The 19,356-nt window shown below is 72.2% G+C and carries 15 protein-coding genes; 6 read left to right on the top strand and 9 right to left on the bottom strand.

Annotated features, from left to right (window positions below):
• Window positions 1–102: 102 nt before the first annotated feature.
• Window positions 103–306 (bottom strand): hypothetical protein, encoded by a 204-nt coding sequence (locus tag I6A60_RS17725; protein WP_013423112.1) that lies wholly within the window; start codon window positions 304–306, stop codon window positions 103–105.
• Between the two features lie 302 nt (window positions 307–608).
• On the opposite strand from I6A60_RS17725, the gene I6A60_RS17730 reads away from it, so the two are divergent.
• The 3 genes from I6A60_RS17730 (at window position 609) to I6A60_RS17740 (ending at window position 3,841) form a co-directional block, all read left to right on the top strand.
• A complete protein-coding gene (locus I6A60_RS17730; RefSeq protein WP_374113387.1) occupies window positions 609–1,373 on the top strand; it encodes a neutral zinc metallopeptidase in 765 nt (254 codons plus the stop codon).
• Between the two features lie 137 nt (window positions 1,374–1,510).
• Window positions 1,511–2,431, top strand: coding sequence for a dihydroorotate dehydrogenase (locus I6A60_RS17735; protein WP_203023986.1), 921 nt, complete (start codon window positions 1,511–1,513; stop codon window positions 2,429–2,431).
• Window positions 2,432–2,482: 51 nt separating this feature from the next.
• Window positions 2,483–3,841 (top strand): VWA domain-containing protein, encoded by a 1,359-nt coding sequence (locus I6A60_RS17740; protein WP_203023984.1) that lies wholly within the window; start codon window positions 2,483–2,485, stop codon window positions 3,839–3,841.
• Between the two features lie 73 nt (window positions 3,842–3,914).
• On the opposite strand, the gene I6A60_RS17745 is transcribed toward I6A60_RS17740, so the two are convergent.
• Window positions 3,915–4,490 carry a TerD family protein gene (locus I6A60_RS17745; RefSeq protein ID WP_203023982.1) on the bottom strand — a complete coding sequence of 192 codons (576 nt, stop codon included), beginning with the start codon at window positions 4,488–4,490 and terminating at the stop codon, window positions 3,915–3,917.
• Between the two features lie 154 nt (window positions 4,491–4,644).
• On the opposite strand from I6A60_RS17745, the gene I6A60_RS17750 reads away from it, so the two are divergent.
• Window positions 4,645–5,169, top strand: a complete 525-nt coding sequence (locus tag I6A60_RS17750; RefSeq protein WP_203023980.1) for a hypothetical protein — start codon at window positions 4,645–4,647, stop codon at window positions 5,167–5,169.
• Window positions 5,170–5,200: 31 nt separating this feature from the next.
• Here the strand turns inward: I6A60_RS17750 and I6A60_RS17755 are convergent, their stop codons facing one another.
• The 4 genes from I6A60_RS17755 to I6A60_RS17770 all read right to left on the bottom strand — a co-directional run bounded on the left by I6A60_RS17755 (window position 5,201) and on the right by I6A60_RS17770 (window position 10,419).
• Window positions 5,201–5,512 carry a putative quinol monooxygenase gene (locus I6A60_RS17755; RefSeq protein WP_203023978.1) on the bottom strand — a complete coding sequence of 104 codons (312 nt, stop codon included), beginning with the start codon at window positions 5,510–5,512 and terminating at the stop codon, window positions 5,201–5,203.
• A gap of 199 nt (window positions 5,513–5,711) precedes the next feature.
• The gene (locus I6A60_RS17760) at window positions 5,712–7,334 is read right to left on the bottom strand and encodes an AMP-binding protein (protein WP_203023977.1); all 1,623 of its coding nucleotides are present in this window, start codon (window positions 7,332–7,334) and stop codon (window positions 5,712–5,714) included.
• Complete coding sequence (locus I6A60_RS17765) at window positions 7,331–9,079, bottom strand: AMP-binding protein (protein ID WP_203023975.1); 1,749 nt, start codon at window positions 9,077–9,079, stop codon at window positions 7,331–7,333. The genes I6A60_RS17760 and I6A60_RS17765 overlap by 4 nt, the downstream gene beginning before the upstream one ends.
• Window positions 9,076–10,419, bottom strand: coding sequence for an ABC transporter substrate-binding protein (locus tag I6A60_RS17770; RefSeq protein ID WP_307873739.1), 1,344 nt, complete (start codon window positions 10,417–10,419; stop codon window positions 9,076–9,078). The genes I6A60_RS17765 and I6A60_RS17770 overlap by 4 nt, the downstream gene beginning before the upstream one ends.
• Window positions 10,420–10,887: 468 nt before the next feature.
• Here I6A60_RS17770 and I6A60_RS17775 point away from each other — a divergent pair, with 468 nt between their 5' ends.
• On the top strand, window positions 10,888–12,642 hold the full coding sequence (locus tag I6A60_RS17775) for an amidohydrolase family protein (protein ID WP_203023971.1): 1,755 nt from the start codon (window positions 10,888–10,890) through the stop codon (window positions 12,640–12,642).
• A 77-nt stretch (window positions 12,643–12,719) separates the two neighbouring features.
• Here the strand turns inward: I6A60_RS17775 and I6A60_RS17780 are convergent, their stop codons facing one another.
• The 3 genes from I6A60_RS17780 to I6A60_RS17790 all read right to left on the bottom strand — a co-directional run bounded on the left by I6A60_RS17780 (window position 12,720) and on the right by I6A60_RS17790 (window position 17,716).
• On the bottom strand, window positions 12,720–14,603 hold the full coding sequence (locus I6A60_RS17780) for a patatin-like phospholipase family protein (RefSeq protein WP_203023969.1): 1,884 nt from the start codon (window positions 14,601–14,603) through the stop codon (window positions 12,720–12,722).
• Window positions 14,604–15,064: 461 nt separating this feature from the next.
• Entirely contained in the window at window positions 15,065–16,147 is a 1,083-nt protein-coding gene (locus tag I6A60_RS17785) for an alcohol dehydrogenase catalytic domain-containing protein (RefSeq protein ID WP_203023960.1), read from the bottom strand.
• 108 nt (window positions 16,148–16,255) lie between these two features.
• Entirely contained in the window at window positions 16,256–17,716 is a 1,461-nt protein-coding gene (locus tag I6A60_RS17790; RefSeq protein ID WP_203023989.1) for an aldehyde dehydrogenase family protein, read from the bottom strand.
• A gap of 451 nt (window positions 17,717–18,167) precedes the next feature.
• Here I6A60_RS17790 and I6A60_RS17795 point away from each other — a divergent pair, with 451 nt between their 5' ends.
• The gene (locus tag I6A60_RS17795) at window positions 18,168–19,301 is read left to right on the top strand and encodes an LLM class flavin-dependent oxidoreductase (protein WP_203023958.1); all 1,134 of its coding nucleotides are present in this window, start codon (window positions 18,168–18,170) and stop codon (window positions 19,299–19,301) included.
• The last annotated feature ends 55 nt before the right edge of the window (window positions 19,302–19,356 follow it).

Here is a 19,356-nt window from a genome sequence, read left to right on the forward strand (position 1 = left end):
CCGGCGCGGCGCCACACAATGGGGGCTCAACTGGCCCCCTCCCCGGGTCGGCCGGCCCCGCGGGCGGGCCGATCCGAGTGACCGACCACGCGGAACGCGAGGTCACCGGTGGGTGAGAATGAAGGTGTAGAAGAGCGAGATCGGCCAAAGAAGGGTGGCAGCGATCGCGGTGAGCAGGCTGCCCGTGAAATGGCCGTCCCACCGGTCGATGTGCCAGTAGCCCTGGCTAATCGTGATGATCAGACCAATGACGAGGTAGATGATCGTTCCGAGACTCGTCCTGGTGTAGACCCGCGTGTCGGCCACTGTTTCTCCCGGTTATGAATGTCTGGGGGATGTCCCGGACCGGAAATTACCCACAATCGACCGGTCTACACTCCCGATCCCCCACGAGTCCGGCATCCTGGCGCTCTCTCGGCCCTGACCAACCGCCGGGCGTCGGCGGGCGCGACCTGCGTCGTCCGGATAGCGCAGGGTCTGTCCCGTGACACCGGCGGTACCGCGGATGACTGTCGCCGTCCCGACGGGGCAACGGCGCTCGGGCGGGTACCCGGTACGGTCGCGGCGTGCGAACGAAATGGGCGGCATTCGCCGCTATCTCTGTTTCGGTGGCGTTGTCCGTGGGAATGCTCAGCGGCTGCAACCCGGTCGACTCGACCACCACCGCCTCGACCACCTCGCCCGCCGCCGCGCCCGGCGGGAGCGGCGGGACCGCGGCCGGCTCCGACTGCGGTGGCGCCGCGACCACGGAGGCCGACGCGTTGAAGGTGATCACCGGGCCGGTCGGCTGCCCGGGCGCGGTGAACACGTTCTGGGCGCAGCAGCTGGGCAGCGTCTGGACCGCCCCCCGGTTCGTCGTCTACCGCGACGGCCAGATCCCTGACGACCAGTGCGGCGCGCAGGACCGGAACGCGGACGATTTCAAGGGCAACGCGTTCTACTGCCGGCTCGACGACACCGTCGCGTACAGCCAGGACTTCATGGCGCGCCTCTACCAGCAGGGCGGCCCGTCCTTCCCGATGTTCGTGCTCATGCACGAGCTCGGCCACCGGGTCTCCCGGCTGACCAACCGGGTCGGCGTGGTGTCGCGTTCGGAGGAGAACCAGGCCGACTGCCTGGCCGGCACGGAGGCGAAGTTCTCGCACGACGCGAAGCGGCTGCCCGGGGTCGACGTGGCCAAGGGCTCGGTGCTCTTCTTCAGCCTGGGTGACAGCTGGTTCCACAAGGAGTCGCCGTCCGACCCGGATGCCCACGGCACGCCGGACCAGCGGGCGGCCGCCTTCCTCACCGGGTACCGGCACGACACCGGCAAGTGCTTCGCGCTCGGGCAGTCCACGAGTGGCTCCGTGCCGCTCACCGGCGTGCTCGGCTAACCCACGCTCCACCACCCGTTTCGTCGTACCTCTTTCCTGTCCGGCCCGTGGCGCTTTCCAGGCAGACTTTCCAGGCAGGATGGAGGGCGCCGCCGATCGCGACGTCGGCCGCGCGGGCCCGAAGGGATGGGGACGGCATGCCGCTGCTGTGTGGGATCGACCTCGAGCACCCGGTCATGAACGCTGCCGGGACCTGCAAGTCGCTCGACGACGTCCAGGAGCTGGCCCGGTCGGCCGCGGCGGCGATCGTCGTCGGTTCGATCACCGTGGCCGCGCGCACGGGCAACTCCGGCGCGACCTATCACGCCGGCGACGGCTTCTCGCTGAACGCGCTCGGGCTGCCCAACCGCGGGCTCGCGTACTACGTCGAGCAGCTGCCGGCGATGGCCCGCGCGGCGCACGACGCCGGCAAGCCGCTGATCCTGAGCGTGGCCGGCTTCAGCGTGGACGACTACGCGCGGTGCGCCGCGGCGGCCGCCCCGACCGGCGTCGACCTGCTGGAGCTCAACCTCGCCTGCCCGAACGTCTGGGACGGTGGCACCCAGAAGCGGATCGCCTGCTTCGACGAGGGCCAGACCGCCGCGATCCTCGCCGCCGTCGACGCCGCCCTGCTGGACGCCCCGACACGGGTCCCGTACGGCGTGAAGATCTCGCCGTTCTCGGACCCGGAGGCGCTCGCCGGTCTCGCCTCGGTCCTGGCCTCGGCGGTCGCGGCGGGCGGTGGCCCGCGCTACGTCTGCGCGAGCAACACGTTCCCGAACGGGCTCGCGTTCGACGACGCCGGCCGGCCGGTGATCGGAGTCGAGCTGGCCGGCCTCGCCGGGCCGGCGCTGCGCCCGGTCGCGCTCGGCCAGGTCCGCCAGCTGCGCCGGCTGCTGCCCGCGTCGGTGGAGATCGTCGGCGCCGGCGGGGTGACGACCGGCCGCGACGTGGCCGACTTCCTGCGGGCGGGCGCGACCGCCGTCCAGGTCGCGACGGCCTACTGGAACCGCGACGGCGACCCGGCCGTCTTCGGCGCCATCGCCGCCGAGTGGGCCGAGGCGTTGGCCGACGCCTGAGAACGACGCCTTAGAACGGGGCGGCGCGGCGCGGCGCGCGATACTACGCGCGTGGAACTGACAAAAGGCGCGAACACCGCGCTTCCGGATCGGCCCGTCGAGATCACCGTGGGTTGGCGGACCGCCGACGCCGCCGGATCCCGGACGTCACTCGACGTCTGCGCGCTGCGGCTCGGGGCGACCGGAAAGGTCCGCGAGGACGCGGACATGGTCTTTTTCAACGCGCCGAGCAGCCCGGACGGCACGGTCCGCCACATCGGGCGTTCCCCCGACGGCCAGGCCGAGGTCGTCACGATCGATCCGGCCCGGCAGCCCGCGGACGTCGAGGCGATCGTGGTGACGGCGACGATCGACGTCGTCACCCCGGAGCTGACCTTCGGGGGCCTCGGCGTGTGGGCCGCGGTGAAGGACCTCTCCACCGGCCAGGAGGTCGCCACCTTCACCGCGCCGCCGCTGGGGCCGGAGAAGGCGCTGGTCGTCGTCGAGGTCTACCGGCGCGCCGGCTCGTGGAAGGTCAGGGCTGTCGGCCAGGGCTACGCCTCGGGCCTCGCCGGCCTGGCCACCGACTACGGCGTCGACGTCGGCGGCGACGAGGACGTCTCGCCGCCCGCGAAGGCGCTCGACCTCCCGTCGACCGGCGACGCGAAGATCGACATGCGCAAGCGCCTGGACCTGCGCAAGCAGGCGGTGAAGGTCGTGCTGTCCAAGCAGGGCCTGACCGGCAAGCAGGCGCGGGTGGGGCTGGCCCTCGACGCGTCCGGCTCGATGCGGCCGCTGTACAAGCGCGGCACCGTGGGCCGCGTCGTCGAGCGGATCGCGGCGGTCGCCGCGAGCATGGACGACGACGGCACCCTGGACGTCTGGTCGTACGCGACCGAGACCCTGGCGCTGCCGCCGCTGCGGGTGGACTACCTGGCCGACTGGATCCCGCTGTACGTCCGGCAGCGGAAGGCCACGACCGGTCACGGCGGCGCGGAGGCGACGCTCGCTCGCGAGGAGGCGGCCCGGGACGCCGGCTGGCCGATCCCGAACTGGGACGGCATCGGCGGCCAGAACGAGGAGCAGAAGGTCATCGCGGCCATCATCGACCACTTCGGCCGGGCGCCGTCGCCGCCGCCCGCCCTGGTGTTGGTGCTCACCGACGGCGGCCTCTACCGGGACAGGATGATCGCGGACCTGCTGCGGCAGGCGTCGAAGCTGCCGATCTTCTGGCAGTTCGTCGGCGTCGGGAAGGCGCAGTACGGGATCCTGGAGAAGCTCGACACGCTGTCGGGACGCGTGGTCGACAACGCCGGGTTCTTCGCCGTGGACGACCTGGACGAGATCGACGACGCGGTGCTCTACCAGCGGCTGCTGTCGGAGTTCCCGGCCTGGCTCCAGGCGGCGCGCACGGCCGGCATCCCGGTCTGACGCGTTCTCCCACCGGTCGCGGGCGACGGACCTCGCCTGGGCGCACGCGGCCGGGCTCGCCAGGCCGCGTCGCTCAGACGGCGAAGCCGAACTGCCGGGCGATGCCGGCGAGCCCGTCGGTCCTGCCCTGACCGAGCGCCCGGAACCCCCAGCCGCCATTCGCCCGGAAGAGCTCGCCGAACAGCATCGAGGTCTCGGTGGCCGCGTCGGTCGACAGGTTGTAGCGGGCCAGCTCGAGGCCGTGACCGGAGTCGACAACCCGGATGAAGGCGTTACGCACGTCGCCGAAGCTCTGGTGCCGGTAGTCGGCGTTGTGGATCGTGACGGCGAAGACGACCCGGACGACCGACGTCGACAGGCCGTCCAGGTGCACTTCTATCTGCTCGTCGTCGCCGCTGCCCTCGCCGGTCAGGTTGTCGCCCAGATGGACGATCTCGTTGCGGGGGCTGGCCAGGTTGTTGAAGAAGACGAAGTACTGCGGCGAGATGATCAGATCGTCGGCGCCCAGCGCGAGCGCGCTCGCGTCCAGGTCGAAGTCGTCCTCGGCGCCGCGGGGCGCCGGGTCCCAGCCGAGGCCGACGGTCACCCTGACGAGGCCGCCATCCTTGCCGAGCGCGACGCTTCGACCCTTCGTCACGTCGACGGTCACGACGTTGCCTCCTGTGGCCTCGGAACAGGGAAACCGGTCAGACAAGCCAACCACACCCGGACGGCGCCCGGGACAGGACCAGCAACTCGATCGGGCGCGACGGCCGGTCTTCCGACCCGGATCTCGCTAGGCTCGGCCGGGAGGTGGCCGCCGTATGGACGACGTCTTCCGGACCTACCTCGACCCGGCCTTCCGGTACGAGTGGTCGCGGGGACCGGCCAGGGTCGAGAGCCGCGCCGAGGCCCTGCGCGGCGGGCTGAACTGTGTGGCGCTCGCGCACCTCGTCATCCAGGACCTCTTCGGCCATCGGCTGCCCGCCTCGCTGCGGTCACTGGAGATGTTCCGCGACCGGGCGCATTTCGAGCCGGTGCCCGCCCCGGCCCGGCCCCGGGCCGGCGACCTCGTCTGGTTCGGGGTCGCCGACCCGCCGGTGCCGCCGGAGGAGTTCGTGCCGCGTTTCCGGGACGGCGAGCTGATCAACTTTCGCGACTTCGCGGTCAACCACGTGGCCATTCACACCGGCGACCGGGTCGGCGACGACTTCCTGCTGCTGCACGCGAGCTCGACCGACGGGACCAACGCGCTCTGGCCACTGCGGCGGTTCGGCGAATACCCGCGGTACGCCAGGACCTACGGGATTCGCCGGCTCCGCGCGCCGCTTCGCCGCCACGGGCGGTGAGGGGCGAGCGCGCGCGATCAGCCGAAGCCGCTCAGGCGCGCAGCTGGCCCAGGGCCGGGTCGCCGGCGGGGACCGGGGTCAGGAAGACGAGGTCGGGCGGGCCGTCGAGGCGGCCGTCCAACGCGCTGAACATCTTGCCGATCGCGGGACCGGTGCCGTGCGCGGCCATCGCGGCGTCGTCGGCCCATTCCTCGACGAAGACGAACTTGCCGGGGGCCTCGTGCAGCGAGTACAGCTTGCAGCCCGCCTCCTCGTGCACCTCGGGGATGAGCTCCACCAGGATCGCGCGGACCTCGTCGACCTGGTCCGCCTTCGGGATCATGGTCGCGACGATGACGGGCATGGCTACTCCTCAACACGGTTGCGCGGAATCGCTGTTCAGCATGGGTGGGTGGACCGGCGGACGCCCGGACCGCTCGCGGCGCCCGTTTCCCAGATCCTTCCGTGAGCCGCGATCCCGCGCACGTCCTTTGGCCGCGCCGACCGGCCCAGCCGCCCGCGACCGTGGCGGGGGCTGGGTCAGTCCAACGGTGGCGGCCGGGTCAGTTCACCTGGCGGGTCGTGTCGGACCAGTACCGGGCCCGTAGGGCCTTCTTGTCGGGCTTGCCCAGCGGGCTGACCGGGATCGAGTCGGCGTAGTCGATGGTCTTCGGCGCGTGGTGGGAGCCCTTGCGGTCCCGGACCAGCGCGGTCAGCTCGCCGGTGAGCACGTCCTCGGGGGTGGTGACGCCGGGGCGGCGCACGACGACGGCCTTCACGGCCTCGCCCCACTTCTCGTCCGGCACTCCGATGACGGCCGCGGCGGCCACCGCCGGGTGCGTGGCGAGAACGTCCTCGATCTCCCGCGGGAAGATGTTGAACCCGCCGGAGATGACCATGTCCTTCTTGCGGTCGACGATGTAGAGGAAGCCCTCGGCGTCGCGGCGGGCGATGTCGCCGGTGTGCAGCCAGCCGTGCCGGAACAGCTCGGCCGTCTGCTCGGGCAGTTTCCAGTAGCCGCCGCAGTTCAGCGGGCCCCGCACGCAGATCTCCCCCGGCTCGCCGTCCGGTACCTCGTTGCCGTTCTCCTCCAGCAGCGCGACCCGCACCCACGGCACCGGCCGCCCGCAGCTGGCCAGCCGCTCGGGCCGGGAGAGGTCGTGCTCCTCCTTGCGAAGCACGGTGATCGTCATCGGCGACTCGGACTGGCCGTAGTACTGGAAGAAGATCGGGCCGAACCGGCCGATCGCCTCGACGAGCCGGGTCGGCGACATCGCGGCGGCGCCGTAGTAGATCGTCTTCAGGCTGGAGACGTCGGTGCTGGCGAGCTTCGGGTGGTCGAGCAGCACGTAGATCATCGTCGGGACCAGCATGGTCGAGTTGATCTTGTACTTCTCGATGGCCTCGATCACCAGGCCGGGCTCGAAGCCGGGCAGCACCACCAGGCAGCCGCCGCGCAGCAACACCGGGATGAAGAAGGCGGCGCCCGCGTGGCTGAGTGGGGTGCACATCAGGAACCGCGGCTCGTCGGGCCACTGCCACTCGGTGAGCTGGATGTTCGTCATGGCCGCCGCGCCGCGGTAGGTGCCCATGACGCCCTTGGGCCTGCCGGTCGTGCCGCCGGTATAGGTGAGGCCACCGACGTCGTCGGGGCCGACGTCCGGCGCCTTCAGCGGCTTGGGCTCGAACCCGGCGGCGAGCTCCAGCAGGTTGGGGCCGAGGTCGGTCGACCCGAAGGTCACCACCTGGCGCAGGGTCGGCACCCGGCGGACGTACTCGGCCGCCCGCTCGGCGAACTTCTCGTCCACGACGAGCGTCTCGACCTCGGCGTCGGTGAGGACGTAGACGTGGTCGTCGAGCGAGCCGAGCGGGTGCAGCGACGTCGAGCGGCAGCCGGTGATCATGTTCGCGCCCATCGCGAACAGGACCTCGGGCCGGTTCGGCGACAGCATCGCGGTCCGGCTGCCGACCCGCAGGCCGACCGACGCATAGGCCTGCGCGTACCGGCTGATCTCGGCGGCGACCTCGGCGGCGGTGAGCGCGACGTCGCCGATGTAGACCGCCGGCCGGTCGGGGTTGCGCCCGAGCGCGGCGATCAGCAGGTCCGGCAGGAACGACGGGCGGTAGAGGTCACCGACCTGCGGCGCCCGCGCGGGCGCCGCAGTCGGGTCAGCCGTGGTGGTCATGCGCTCACCTCCTCGGGAGCCGGCGCGGCGGCCGGCGCGGTGGCCGCGGCGCGCGAGAGCAGCAGCGCCGTCGTCCTGGCCCAGCCGGTGTCCGGCTTGCCGGCCGGGTTACGGGCGATCTCGTCCACGAGATGGATCTCCTTGGGCACCTTGTAGCCGGCCACCTGCAGCCGGGTGTGCGCGATCAGGTCGGCGACCGTCGGAGCGCCGCCGGGCGCGGTCGCCGCGGCCTCCCGCAGCGCGACCAGGGCGACGACCCGCTCGCCGTACCGCTCGTCCGGGACGCCGACGACCGCCGTGTCGAACACGGCCCCGTGCGTCTTGAGCGCGTCCTCGACCTCGTCCGGGAAGACCTTCTCGCCGCCGGTGTTCACGACCGCGCTGCCCCGGCCGAGCAGCCGCACGGTGCCGTCCGCGCGGACGAGGGCGAGGTCGCCGGGCACCACCCAGCGGACCCCGCGGGCGTCGTGCAGGAAGGTCGAAGCGGTCTTGGCCTCGTCCTTGTAGTAGCCGAGCGGGATGCTGCCGCGCCGGGCGATCCGGCCGGGCTCCGGCGAGCCCGGTGCCACCGGCTCCAGCTTCTCGTCGAGGACCAGCGTGTCCGGGGTCAGCTGGAAGACGCGCTTGCCGCCGGCCTCCGAGCCGTTGTGGCCGAACTCGGAGGCGCCGTAGGAGTCGAGCAGGAAGACGTTCGGCAGCGCGGCGGCGAGGTCCGCCCGGACCCGTGGGGACATCGGCGCACCGGTGTTCGACAGCGCGAGCAGCCCGGACAGGTCGTAGCGGCCGGCGGCCTCGGCGAGCGCGTCGGCGATCGGGCGGGCCATCGCGTCGCCGACGACGGTCATCGTGCTGGCCCGCTCGGCGGCCGCCAGCCGCAGCACGTCGTGGGGGTCGAAGTGCCGGCCGCACCAGAGCAGGATCGTCCCCGCGGTGCCGATGCTGATCAGCACCGACAGCTCGGCCGCGCCATGCATCAGCGGGGCCATCACCAGGTAGTGCAGCGGCGGGCTGGCCGTGTGCGCCAGGATGTCTGCCAGCTCCCGCGGCGCCGAGCCGTCCGGGAGCGGACGGCCGATGGCGGCGTGGAACAGGTCCTCGTGCCGCCAGATGACGCCCTTGGGCATCCCGGTGGTGCCGCCCGTGTAGAGGATGAACCGGTCGTCACCGCTGCGCGGCACCCGGACCGGGGCGTCGTCGGCCAGGATGTTCTCGGCCGAGGCGTCCTCGTAGCCGGCCAGCCGGATCCCGCGGTCGGCCAGCGCCCCGCCCGGGCCGGTGAGGGCCGCGAGGCCGCCGTCGTCGGCCGGGTCGGTCCCGTCCTCCAGCACGACGAGCAGCCGCAGCGCCGGGGCGTCCGCGAGGACGCCCGCGACCGTCGGCAGGTAGCGCCGCTCGACCACGAGCGCCACCAGGTCGGCGTTGTCGGCCAGGTAACGCAGCTCCGCGACGACGTACCGGAAGTTGATGTTTATCGACGTCGCCCGCAGCTTCATGCAGGCGAACATCGACTCGACCCACTCGGCCCGGTTCGTCGCGTAGAGCCCGACATGGTCGCCCGGCCGGACCCCGGCGCCGCGCAGCAGCCGCGCCGCCCGGTCGACCCGCGCGTCGAGCTCACCGAACGTCAGCCGGACCGCGCCCGCGACCAGCGCGGGCCGGTCGGGCACCGCGTCGGCGACCAGCTCCAGCATGTCCGCGAAGTTGACCGGCCCGGGTCCGGTCCCGGGTAACGCGCCCGCCGTCATGTCGTGAACGGGTTGGCGAGGGTGACGACGTTCTTGTCGGAGCAGTTGAAGAAGCCATGGTTGGGCGCCGTCGCGGTCTTGTCGTAGACGAAGCCGTTCGGCGTGACCTTCATCAGCAGGTAGCAGTGTGAGACCTCCTGCTCACCTGGCTTGAGGTCGATCGTCGGGTACAGGCCGCCGGCGGTCCACGCGGACTGCGTGCCCGCCTTCGCGAGTACACAGTCCACGGTCAGGGTGTCGCCGCAGGCCGTCGCCGACTTGGCCCAGAGCACCCAGGAGCTCAGCGCGAGCGCGGTGAAGGCGGTGAGCTTCGCGTTCGGGACCGTGGCGTGGACGAGGTCGACGGCCTCCTGGGTGACCGGGCTCTGCGCGGCCAGCTCGAACGGCAGGTGGTCCATGACCAGCCAGGTCGGCGGGAACTTCGTGCTCTTCGCGCCCGCGATGGTCTTGGGGTCGTAGAGCTGGTTCTCAATGATCATGTACTTCAGGTTCAGGCCGACGTCGTTCATCGCGGTGACCACCGGGGTCAGGTCCTGGACTCCGATCGCCTCGTAGCCCTGGACACCCTTGCCCTTGAGCTCCTCGACGTACGGGCGCCAGTTCGTCACCAGCGCCGGCGGCTCCTGGTAGTCGGCCACCTTGTAGCCGAGCTGGGTGAGCGCCTCCTGCAGCCGCAGGCCCTGCGGGCGGATGTCCGCGAGCGAGCTGCCGCTGATGCCGATCGCGTTCATCGCGTCGGGGAACATCCGGGCCATCGCGAGGAACCCGGCGACCGGGTAGCGGTTCGCGGTGTTCGGCGCCGCCCGCAGCTGCAGCGGGGCGTTCAACGACTGCGGGGAGACGCCGTAGGCCGGGAGCGCGCCGAGCTTGCAGTCGATCCTCGGCTGGACCCCTGGGGCGTCCAGGACGTTGCCGCCGCCGACCAGCATGAAGTCGGTCTGGCAGGCGTCCAGGGTGCGGGCCGCGACGTCGGTGAGCTTGGCGTCGTGCTTGTTGACGACGATCTTGCGCCCGTTGATGCCGCCGGCCTTGTTGCACCAGGCGGCGAACGCGTCGGCTACGTCGAAGAACTCCTGCCCGAGCCCCGGGACGACGGTGCTGCCGGGGTCACCCATGGTGCCGATGGTGATCGAGGACGCGGTCACGCCGCGGCCGGTCGCGGTGCGGGCGGAGCCCGGGCCGCAGATGCCCTTCTCGGTGCCGAAGTCGCCGGCCGCGGCCGCGGCGGGCGCCGCCGAGGTGGGTGACCCGCCGGCGTCGCCACCGCCGGTCTCGGTCTCGTTCGTGGACCTGGTGCAGCCCGCGATGACGAGCAACAGCGCGCTGGCTGCCGCGACCACCGGCAACCCGACCAGGCCACGGCGGGCGCTGCGCGGGTGTGGCCTCTCGGGACACGGGCGGGAGCTTCTGCGGGCCATCGGACCTCTCCGTGGGTCGTCGTCCGTGGTCAGTCCTGCGGTCGGTCTGTGACCGCTCGATCTGGGACCGGTCGATCTGGGACCGGTCGCGCGGCGGCCGGGGCGTGCGCCGTCCGGTTGACAATCCGCCGTGCACAGCCGCGAGCGGCGCCGACGCGCGGGGCCGCCGGCTGTCACGACAGGCGCCGTGGTGACGTGAGCGCCGCCACAGACTAGAACAGGTTGCATCTTTGGCGAAAGTAGATCCGACGAAGTCCCGACCGTTCGTCAGCACACGGCGTGGCGCCGTCCCCGATCGTCCGGGCGGCCGTCCCCGCAGGCACTCCCGAAGAACCTGACGACCCGTCAGGTTCCGGGCTACTGTCGGATCGCGAGTGGGAGGAGGCGACCATGCTCGACCTGGTCGTACACGGCGGACAGCTCGTCGACGGAACGGGGGCGCCGCCCCGCGCCGCCGACGTGGGCGTACGGGACGGCCTGATCGTGACGGTCGGCCCGCCCGGCTCGGTGCCGGCCGGCGACGCGGCACAGACCGTCGACGCCGCCGGCAAGGTGGTCTGCCCGGGCTTCATCGACGTGCACACCCACTATGACGCCCAGCTGTGGTGGGACCCGAGCGCCAGCCCGTCCAGCCAGCACGGCGTGACGACCGTGCTCGGCGGCAACTGCGGCTTCACGCTCGCCCCGCTGCGCCCGCGCGACGGGCGCCCGGACCCCGACGAGGCCGACTACCTGCGCCGGATGATGGCCAGGGTCGAGGGGATGCCACTGCAGGCGCTGGAGTCGGGCGTCGCCTGGGGCTGGGAGTCGTTCGCCGAGTACCTCGACGGGCTCGACGGGCGGACCGCCGTCAACGCGGGCTTCCTGCTCGGGCACTGCGCGCTGCGCCGCTACGTCATGGGCCCGGCGGCGATCGGCTCGGCCGCGGACGGCGCCGCCGTCGCGGCGATGACCGCGGGCCTGCACGCCGCGCTCGAGGCCGGCGCGCTCGGCCTGTCCACCACCCTGTCCGGGACCCACAGCGACGGCGACGGCCAGCCGGTCGCGTCCCGCTGGGCCGAACGGGACGAGCTGCTGGCGCTCGCGCGGGCGGTCGGCGAGCACGAGGGGACCTTCCTGGAGGGCATCGTCCCCGGCTGCCTGGACATGTTCAGCGACGACGAGATCGAGCTGCTCGCCGAACTGTCCGCCGCGGCCGGCCGGCCGCTGAACTGGAACGTGCTCACGATCGACTCGGCCGCGCCGCTGCGGGTGCCCCGCCAGCTGGAGGCGTCCCGGCGAGCCAGGGCCCTGGGGGGCAGGGTGATCGCGCTGACCATGCCGACGCTGGTCCCGATGAACATGAGCCTGGGCACCTTCTGCGCGCTGCACCTGATCCCCGGCTGGGGCGAGGTCATGCGGCTGCCGATCGCCGCGCGGGTCGACGCGCTGCGCGACCCGGCGGTCCAGGCGCGGCTGCTGGCCGCGGCCCACGACCCGGCGGCCGGGGTGCTGCTGCGGCTGACGGACTTCGGCCGCTACGTCATCGGCGACACCTACTCCCCCGCGAACGACGGCCTGTCCGGCCGGGTCGTCGCGGACATCGCGGCCGAGCGCGGGCAGGAGCCGTTCGCGGCCCTGGTCGAGATCGCCGCGGCCGACGACCTGCGCACCGTCCTGTGGCCGATGCCGACGGACAACAACCCCGAGTCCTGGGCCCTGCGCGCGCGGACCTGGCAGCACGAGGACGTGCTGCTCGGCGGCTCGGACGCGGGCGCCCATCTCGACCGGATGGCCGGCGCCCCCTACCCGACCCGCTTCCTCGGCGACTGCCTGCGCGGCCGCAGGCTCGTCGGGCTGGAGCGGGCCGTGGCGATGATGACCGGCGAGCCGGCGGCCGCGTTCGGCCTACGCGGGCGCGGGGTGGTCGCCACCGGCAACGCCGCCGACCTGGTGGTCTTCGACCCGGCGACCGTCGACAGCGAACCAGCCAGGCTGGTAGCCGACCTGCCGTCCGGGGCCGCCCGGCTGACCGCGGGCTCGGTGGGCGTCGAGGCGGTCTTCGTCAACGGCACCCGCATCGTCACCGACGGCCGGGCGACCGGCGCCACCCCTGGCACACTGCTGCGCTCCGGCCGGGACACCACCACCGTCGCGACCCGGTAGCGAGCGGCCACGTCCGCGCAGCGCCCACCCATGGGCCTTGGATCTTCCGGCTGGGCAAGTCGGGAAACCGGGGCCCTTCAGACCTTGGGGCGCATGCGCATGACGGGGGGTGGGGTTGGGGCGGGGCCCTGGATGAAGCTCAGGGAGGGGGCGGCGGCCCAGCCGGTCGCGAGGCCCAGGAGAGCGAGCGTGCGGTCGCGGGCGGCGTGGCCCCACTGCTCGTCGTAGATCGCATCCTCGCTGCCCGGCACCTCGGCCTGACCGAGGCGTAGGAGCCGCTCCTGCAACTCGGGGGTGAACGCCTTCGTCACCGTGCCCGGGTCCGCGTGGCCGCCGCCGACGAGGTTCTGCTGGAGCTGGCGCATCAGGAGGGTGTAGCGGGCGAACAGGTGGTCGTCCCAGTCGAACGTGGTGAGGAAGCTCTGGCCGGCCACCGCGCCGCTGGCGGCCAGGTCGTTGATCTGGGCCGGTGTCATCGTCAGGTGGATGCCGCCGGTGCCGTCGGGCAGGCGGATCGACCGGATCCGGTCGGAGAAGCCGGGCAGCTCGGCGAGCAGGGTGTCCCGCCAGTTCAGCGTCGTGTCGAGGATCTGGCCGAGGAAGCCGAACAGGTTGTTGATCTGGGCCACCCTGCGCACGGGCTCGCCGCCCGCCGCCGAGGGCGGCGCGACCGTCGCCGTCATGGCCGGGTCGCCGGGCTCACGGACCGGCTCGCGCTTGCCCTTGGCCCGTGGCGTGGGAACAAGATCGAGGCCGAACGTTGGCCGGGTGGGCAGCCAGGTGTCGAAGAAGTGCATCGGGAAGTTGCTGGAGATCCCGCCGTCTGAGAACCAGTGCCGCACCGGGCCGCCGCGGCCGATCCCCTGGACCCACAACGGCACCGCGCAGATCAGGCCCGGGAAGCTCAGGCTCATCCGGGTCGCCACGATGACCGGCAGATCCGGCCCGGGGAAGGTCCGCAGGTCCGTCGGTCCAAGCACGCCTTCCGGCGTCGGCACCGGGGTGCTGACCCGCTCCAGGTGGGCCAGCACGTCGTCCGGGAAGAGCCGGGCGAACTCGCCGGGTGAGTAGAGGAACTGCTCCTCGGCGAACGGCAGGCTCAGCGGCTGCGCGGCGCTGAGGTCCGTCGTCATCATCTCCAGCGCGATCTTCTCGTCGGCCCGCCGGCCGCCCGCGAGATCGGCGAAGGTCAGCGGTACGCCCCCCTCGCGACCGGCGCAGCGCTGGATCTGGCCGTGCAGCCACGGCGTCAGCGCGTCGTTCCCGCTCCGACCGGCCGGCATGCCGGAACAGGCGCCGAAGAAGGCGGCGGGCAGACCGCGGACGGTGATCAGGGCGCGTACCAGGACGGCCGCGAGCAGGCCGAGCAGCGACGCGACGAGCAGAACCAGCGCTATCAGCAGCCAGCCGTACCAGCGCTGCCGGTCCAGGCTGCCGCCGAAGCCGTAGAGGACACCCACCAGCGCGCCGAACGAGATCCCCCCTGCGACCAGCACCTGCACGGCGAAGTACCTGGCCACCCAACCGGCCGCCACCCGCAGCCGCCCTGGCCAGGACGAGCCCGCGCGCTGCAGGCCGAACAGCAGGCCGAACGCCCACGCGGTCGCCCGGGTCGGCTGGAACAGGCCGACGAGCAGGCCCGGCGTGGCGACCTGCTGGGCCGCCTCACTCAGCGGGCCGAACCCGCCCGGCCTGGCCGGGTCACGGCGCCGGGCGTAGTCGCCGTACTGTGCCGCGGCCGTGAGCGCGGCCCCGATCGCGCCGGCGGACGCGCCACCGATGGAACGGAAGTCGTAGCGTTCATGCAGCTCGGCGACGGCCGCCGGATAGACGATGCCGCTGGTGATCCCACCCTGCATGATCAGGTCACACTGCTCGCGCGGTCCCGAGGCCGCGCCCGCGGGCGCCTGGGCTGGGACGGCGTCGGGCTGGTCACCGGCACGGGTTCTGGGTGCGCTCACGGGGCCTCCGCGACCGCCAGCGACCCAGGGGGCTGGTCGAAGACCGACGATCAGCCCCCAAGGGTAGTGGAACAGCATCCAGGCACCGGCTGACGACGCACACCCGACAGGCCAGGCGACCGACGACGTGTGCCCGACAGACCGACGCGTCCGACGACGGCGTTCACCCAGATTCAGTCAACCCGCACACGCCAACGGCCACGATGGTCGAGGCCCACATTCGCGACGTCGTGCAGACCGTCCTGACCTGCGGTTTCGCCCCCGCCGCTCGCCGGCAGCCGGGCCCGGGCGCCAATGCAGCCTCCGACAACCTCCGCCCGCTCCGAACCCCAAACATGATCGCCGTTTTGGCCCTAAAACGGTTGCGACCAGGCCCGATTCACGACCACCCGAGGGCCAAAACGGCGATCACTCCGCCGAGAGCTGTCCTTCCGGCTCCGTCGACGGCGTGCTTTGGGCTGCTACGGGTTCAGGGTGAGGACGCCGCGGGCCAGGTCGCCGTGCTCCAGGTCCTCGACCGCGCGGTGGAAGTCGGCTAGCGGGTAGGTGCGGGTGACCAGCTCGTCGAGCAGCAGCCGGCGGCGCCGGTACAGGTCGACGTAGCGGCGGATGTCGCGCTGTGGCTGCGACGAGCCGTACCGGCAGCCGAGGATCGACTTGTCCAGGAACATGCCCGCGACGTTGAACGACGCCTCCGTCGTCGCCGCCGGCACCCCGAGCAGCACCGCCGAGCCCGACCAGGCGAGCGCGTCGATCGCGGCCCGGATCAGGGCGGGATGGCCGACGCACTCGAAGATGTAGTCGTAACCGGTCGGCTCGGTGTCCTGGATCGTCTCCTTCAGGACGGTGACCGTGTCGACGCCGGTGGGGTCGACGAAGTCGGTGGCGCCGAACAGCCGGGCAAGCGCCTCCTTGGCCGGGTTCACGTCGACGGCGACGATCCGCGCGGCCCCCGCGATCCTGGCTCCCTGCAGCACGTTGAGCCCGACGCCGCCGACACCGAGCACCGCGACGGTCGAGCCCGGGTGGACCTTCGCCCGCTGCAGGACCGCGCCGACCCCGGTGACCACGCCACAGCCGACGAGCGCCGCCGACGTCAGTGCCACGTCCTGGGGAATCGGCACGCACTGGTTGGCCTTCACGACGATCTCCTCGGCGAAGCAGGAGAGGTTCGCGAAGTTGTACGCCGGCTCGCCCCGCCAGGTGAACGGCTGCGGCCGGGCCCCGAACGTCGAGCGGCACATCGTCGGGCGGCCCGCGTCGCAGTGCTGGCAGGCGCCGCAGTTGCCCAGCGTGGAGAGCACCACGTGGTCGCCGACCCGGACGTTGCCGACCGCGTCGCCGACCGCCGCGACGACCCCCGCGCCCTCGTGGCCCAGGACGACGGGGGTCGGGAACGGGATCGTCCCGTTGATCACCGAGACGTCGCTGTGGCATAAACCGGCGGCGGCGATGTGCACCAGCACCTCGCCCGGCCCTGGGTCACGGACGGTCAGGTCGTCGACCAGCTCGGCCTTCTGGCCGTCGAACACAACACCGCGCATGATCTCCCCTTTTTGTCTCCGCGGACGTGGCGTGCCTGTCGGGTCGTGACGTGCCTGTCGGGTCGTGGCGTGGCTATCGGTCGTGGCGTGCCTGTCGGGTCGTGGCGCTCAGCCGGGCCAGACGATGCTCTGCAGCTCGCTGTACGCCTGCAGCGCGAAGACGCCGCAGTCGCGGCCGACCCCGCTGTGCTTGAAGCCGCCGAACGGCGTCTCGTGGTTACGGGCGACCGTGTTGATCCCGACGTTGCCGCTGCGCAGCCGGGTGGCGACGCGGTAGGCGCGCGCGGTGTCCCCGGAGAAGACGTAGTCGTAGAGGCCGAACGGGGTGCCGTTCGCGATCTGGACCGCCTCGTCCTCGTCGTCGAAGGCGAGCACGACCACGACCGGGCCGAAGAACTCCTCCTGGGCGACGGACATGTCCGGCGTGACGCCGGTCAGCAGCGTCGGCGCCGCGTAGAAGCCGCGGTCCAACTCGGGACGCTGGCCGCCGACGGCGACGGTCGCGCCGGCCCCGACGCCCTCGGCGACCAGTGCCTCGACCCGGTCGCGCTGGCTGGCCGAGATGAGCGGGCCGACGACCGTCGAGGCCAGCAACGGATCCCCGACCGGGCAGAACCCGGCGTAGCCGACGAGCTTCTCGACCAGCTGGTCGTGGACCGAGCGGTGGACCAGGGCACGGGTCGGGGCGGTGCAGATCTGCCCGGAGTGGAAGGCCCAGGTGCTGCCGATCCCGGCTGCGGCCCGGTCGAGGTCGGCGTCCTCGAACACGATCGCCGCGCCCTTGCCGCCGAGCTCCATGAGCTGGCGCTTCATGTCCCGGCCGGCGGCCTCGCCGATCCGGCGGCCGACGGCGGTGCTCCCGGTGAAGCTGATCATGTCGACGTCGGGCGAGGCCACCAGCGCGGCTCCGGTGTCGACCCCGGACCCGGTGACGACGTTGACCACCCCGGCCGGAACCCCCGCCTCGTGGACGATCTCGGCGAACCGCAGCACCTGCAGCGGGTCCTGTGGGGCGGGCTTGATGACGACGGTGTTCCCCATAGCCAGCGCCGGCGCGACCTTGCCGGCCAGGTTCACCAGCGGGAAGTTGTACGGGGTGATGCAGGCGACCACGCCGACCGGCGCCCGGCGGGCGACGGCGCCGACGAGCCCGCCCGGGGCCAACGGGGTCGCGTTGATCGCCTGCGGCGGCAGCGCGACCAGCGACGACTCCAGCGCGTGCCGCGCGTAGCGGCTGAACCGCTCGACGGCCACCGGCACCTGCATGGTCGACGCGACCCGCATGGTCGCGCCGGTCTCGGCCTGCACCAGCGGGACCAGGTCGTCGTTGTACTTCGTCAGCAGGTCGGCGACCCGGCCGAGCACCTCCGACCGGTGGGCCGGGCTCGCGGCGGCCCAGTCCTCGAACGCCGCCTTCGCGGCCGCCGCGGCCTGCTCCGCCTGCTGGGCGCTCGCCTCCGGTGCCGTGCCGACGACCTCCTCGGTGGCCGGGTTGACGACGTCGTAGTGGCCACCGGCCGGCTCCACCCACTCGCCGGCCAGGTAGATCCGGCTGTTCGGGATGCCCATGGCGTGTACCCCCTCGTCCGCTGGAGTGGCCACGGGCGGCGCGCCCGTCGCCGGGCCGCGCGACCGAGGGCCGTGGTTCCGCGCGCTCCCCCGGGGCCGTGTCCTCGGGCTCCTTCGGCGTCCGGCGCGAAGGACCGACGAGGGTGACGGTTTCTGACGGAGCATCAGGCCCCTTGTGTGGCGGCCTGTCGCGGCTAGAGTGTAGAACAGGTTCTACCTCGAAGCCGACAGTGAACTTCCCTCTCGCATGGTCAGCGGCTGAGGTGACGCTCAGCCCGCAGGACGAGAGAGAGGGCTCGTCGGGCGGGTAGCTCCGGCGCGGGCCGGGGCAGGGGCCGGCGGCCAGACGCACGGCGGGCACGCACGCCCGGCGGGGCCTTGGCGCGCATGCGTGTCGCCGCCGCCGGCGTACCAGCAACCACCAGACAGCAGGCGAAGGGTGGCCTCGTTCATGGAGTTCGGGATCTTCAACTCGCTCTACCTGCCCAAGCGGCTGTCAGACCGCGACCCGATCGGCGCGGAACACAGCCGACTGATGGACGAGGTCGCCTGGACACAGGCCGCGGACCGCGCCGGATTCAAGTACACCTGGGCGACGGAGCACCATTTCCTCGACGAGTACTCGCACCTGTCGGCGAACGAGGTCTTCCTCGCCTACGTCGCCGGAACCACCACCAACATCCACATCGGCAGCGGCATCTTCAACATCACGCCGCCGGTGAACCACCCGGCCCGGATCGCCGAACGGGCCGCGATGCTCGACCACCTGTCCGGCGGCCGGTTCGAGCTGGGCATGGGGCGGGGCTCGTCGAGCACGGAGCAGAAGGGCTTCGGCATCGAGGACCCGGCGCTCACCAAGCTGATGTTCGACGAGGTCGTCGCCGAGCTGCCGAAGATGTGGAAGGACGAGCCGTACGCCCACGACGGCCAGTTCTTCACCATGCCCGAGCGCAACGTCCTGCCGAAGCCGTACACCCGGCCGCACCCGCCGCTGTGGGTCGCCGCCGGCAACCCGGGGACGTTCGAGAAGGCGGCCAAGATGGGCCTGGGCGTGCTGTGCTTCGCCAACAGCTCGCCGGAGGAGCTGGCGCCGCTCATCGAGACCTACAAGAAGAACATCGAGAAGGCCGAGCCCATCGGCGGCTACATCAACAACAACATCATGGTGACCAGCCAGATGCTGTGTCTGGAGGACGGCGACCGGGCCCGGCAGATCGCCACCGACATCACCATGAGCTACCAGCACAGCCAGGTCTACCGCTACCTGGACACGTTCCCGAAGCCGAACTGGGTGCCGGACTGGCCCGCGACCCTGCCGGAGCCGACCGTCGAGATCCTCCAGCTCGGCGTCCAGGCCGGCACGATCTGTATCGGCGACCCGGGCGAGGTCGAGCGCGCGGTCCAGAGCTACGTCAACATCGGCGCCGACCAGCTCGTCTTCGGCATGCTCTCGACCACGATGCCGATCGAGGTCGCCGTCGAGGCCGTGGACACGTTCGGGCGCCACGTCCTGCCGAAGTTCGACAAGGACCCGGTCCACAGCACCACCCGCCAGCGCGAGGCCCAGCTCTCCCGCAAGGCCTGACCGGCCCGGTTCCGCCGGCCAGCAGGCGCTCTTCGCCTACCGGACGAGCGCCTGC

Source organism: Frankia sp. AgB1.9 (assembly GCF_016786355.1).
Lineage (GTDB): Bacteria > Actinomycetota > Actinomycetes > Frankiales > Frankiaceae > Pseudofrankia.

Excerpts from the sequence above, each read along its gene's own strand:
- I6A60_RS17735 (WP_203023986.1), top strand. The coding sequence starts at position 1,511 with ATGCCGCTGCTGTGTGGGATCGACCTCGAGCACCCGGTCATGAACGCT.
- I6A60_RS17750 (WP_203023980.1), top strand. The coding sequence starts at position 4,645 with ATGGACGACGTCTTCCGGACCTACCTCGACCCGGCCTTCCGGTACGAG.
- I6A60_RS17755 (WP_203023978.1), bottom strand. The coding sequence starts at position 5,512 with ATGCCCGTCATCGTCGCGACCATGATCCCGAAGGCGGACCAGGTCGAC.
- I6A60_RS17760 (WP_203023977.1), bottom strand. The coding sequence starts at position 7,334 with ATGACCACCACGGCTGACCCGACTGCGGCGCCCGCGCGGGCGCCGCAG.
- I6A60_RS17765 (WP_203023975.1), bottom strand. The coding sequence starts at position 9,079 with ATGACGGCGGGCGCGTTACCCGGGACCGGACCCGGGCCGGTCAACTTC.
- I6A60_RS17775 (WP_203023971.1), top strand. The coding sequence starts at position 10,888 with ATGCTCGACCTGGTCGTACACGGCGGACAGCTCGTCGACGGAACGGGG.
- I6A60_RS17785 (WP_203023960.1), bottom strand. The coding sequence starts at position 16,147 with ATGCGCGGTGTTGTGTTCGACGGCCAGAAGGCCGAGCTGGTCGACGAC.
- I6A60_RS17790 (WP_203023989.1), bottom strand. The coding sequence starts at position 17,716 with ATGGGCATCCCGAACAGCCGGATCTACCTGGCCGGCGAGTGGGTGGAG.
- I6A60_RS17795 (WP_203023958.1), top strand. The coding sequence starts at position 18,168 with ATGGAGTTCGGGATCTTCAACTCGCTCTACCTGCCCAAGCGGCTGTCA.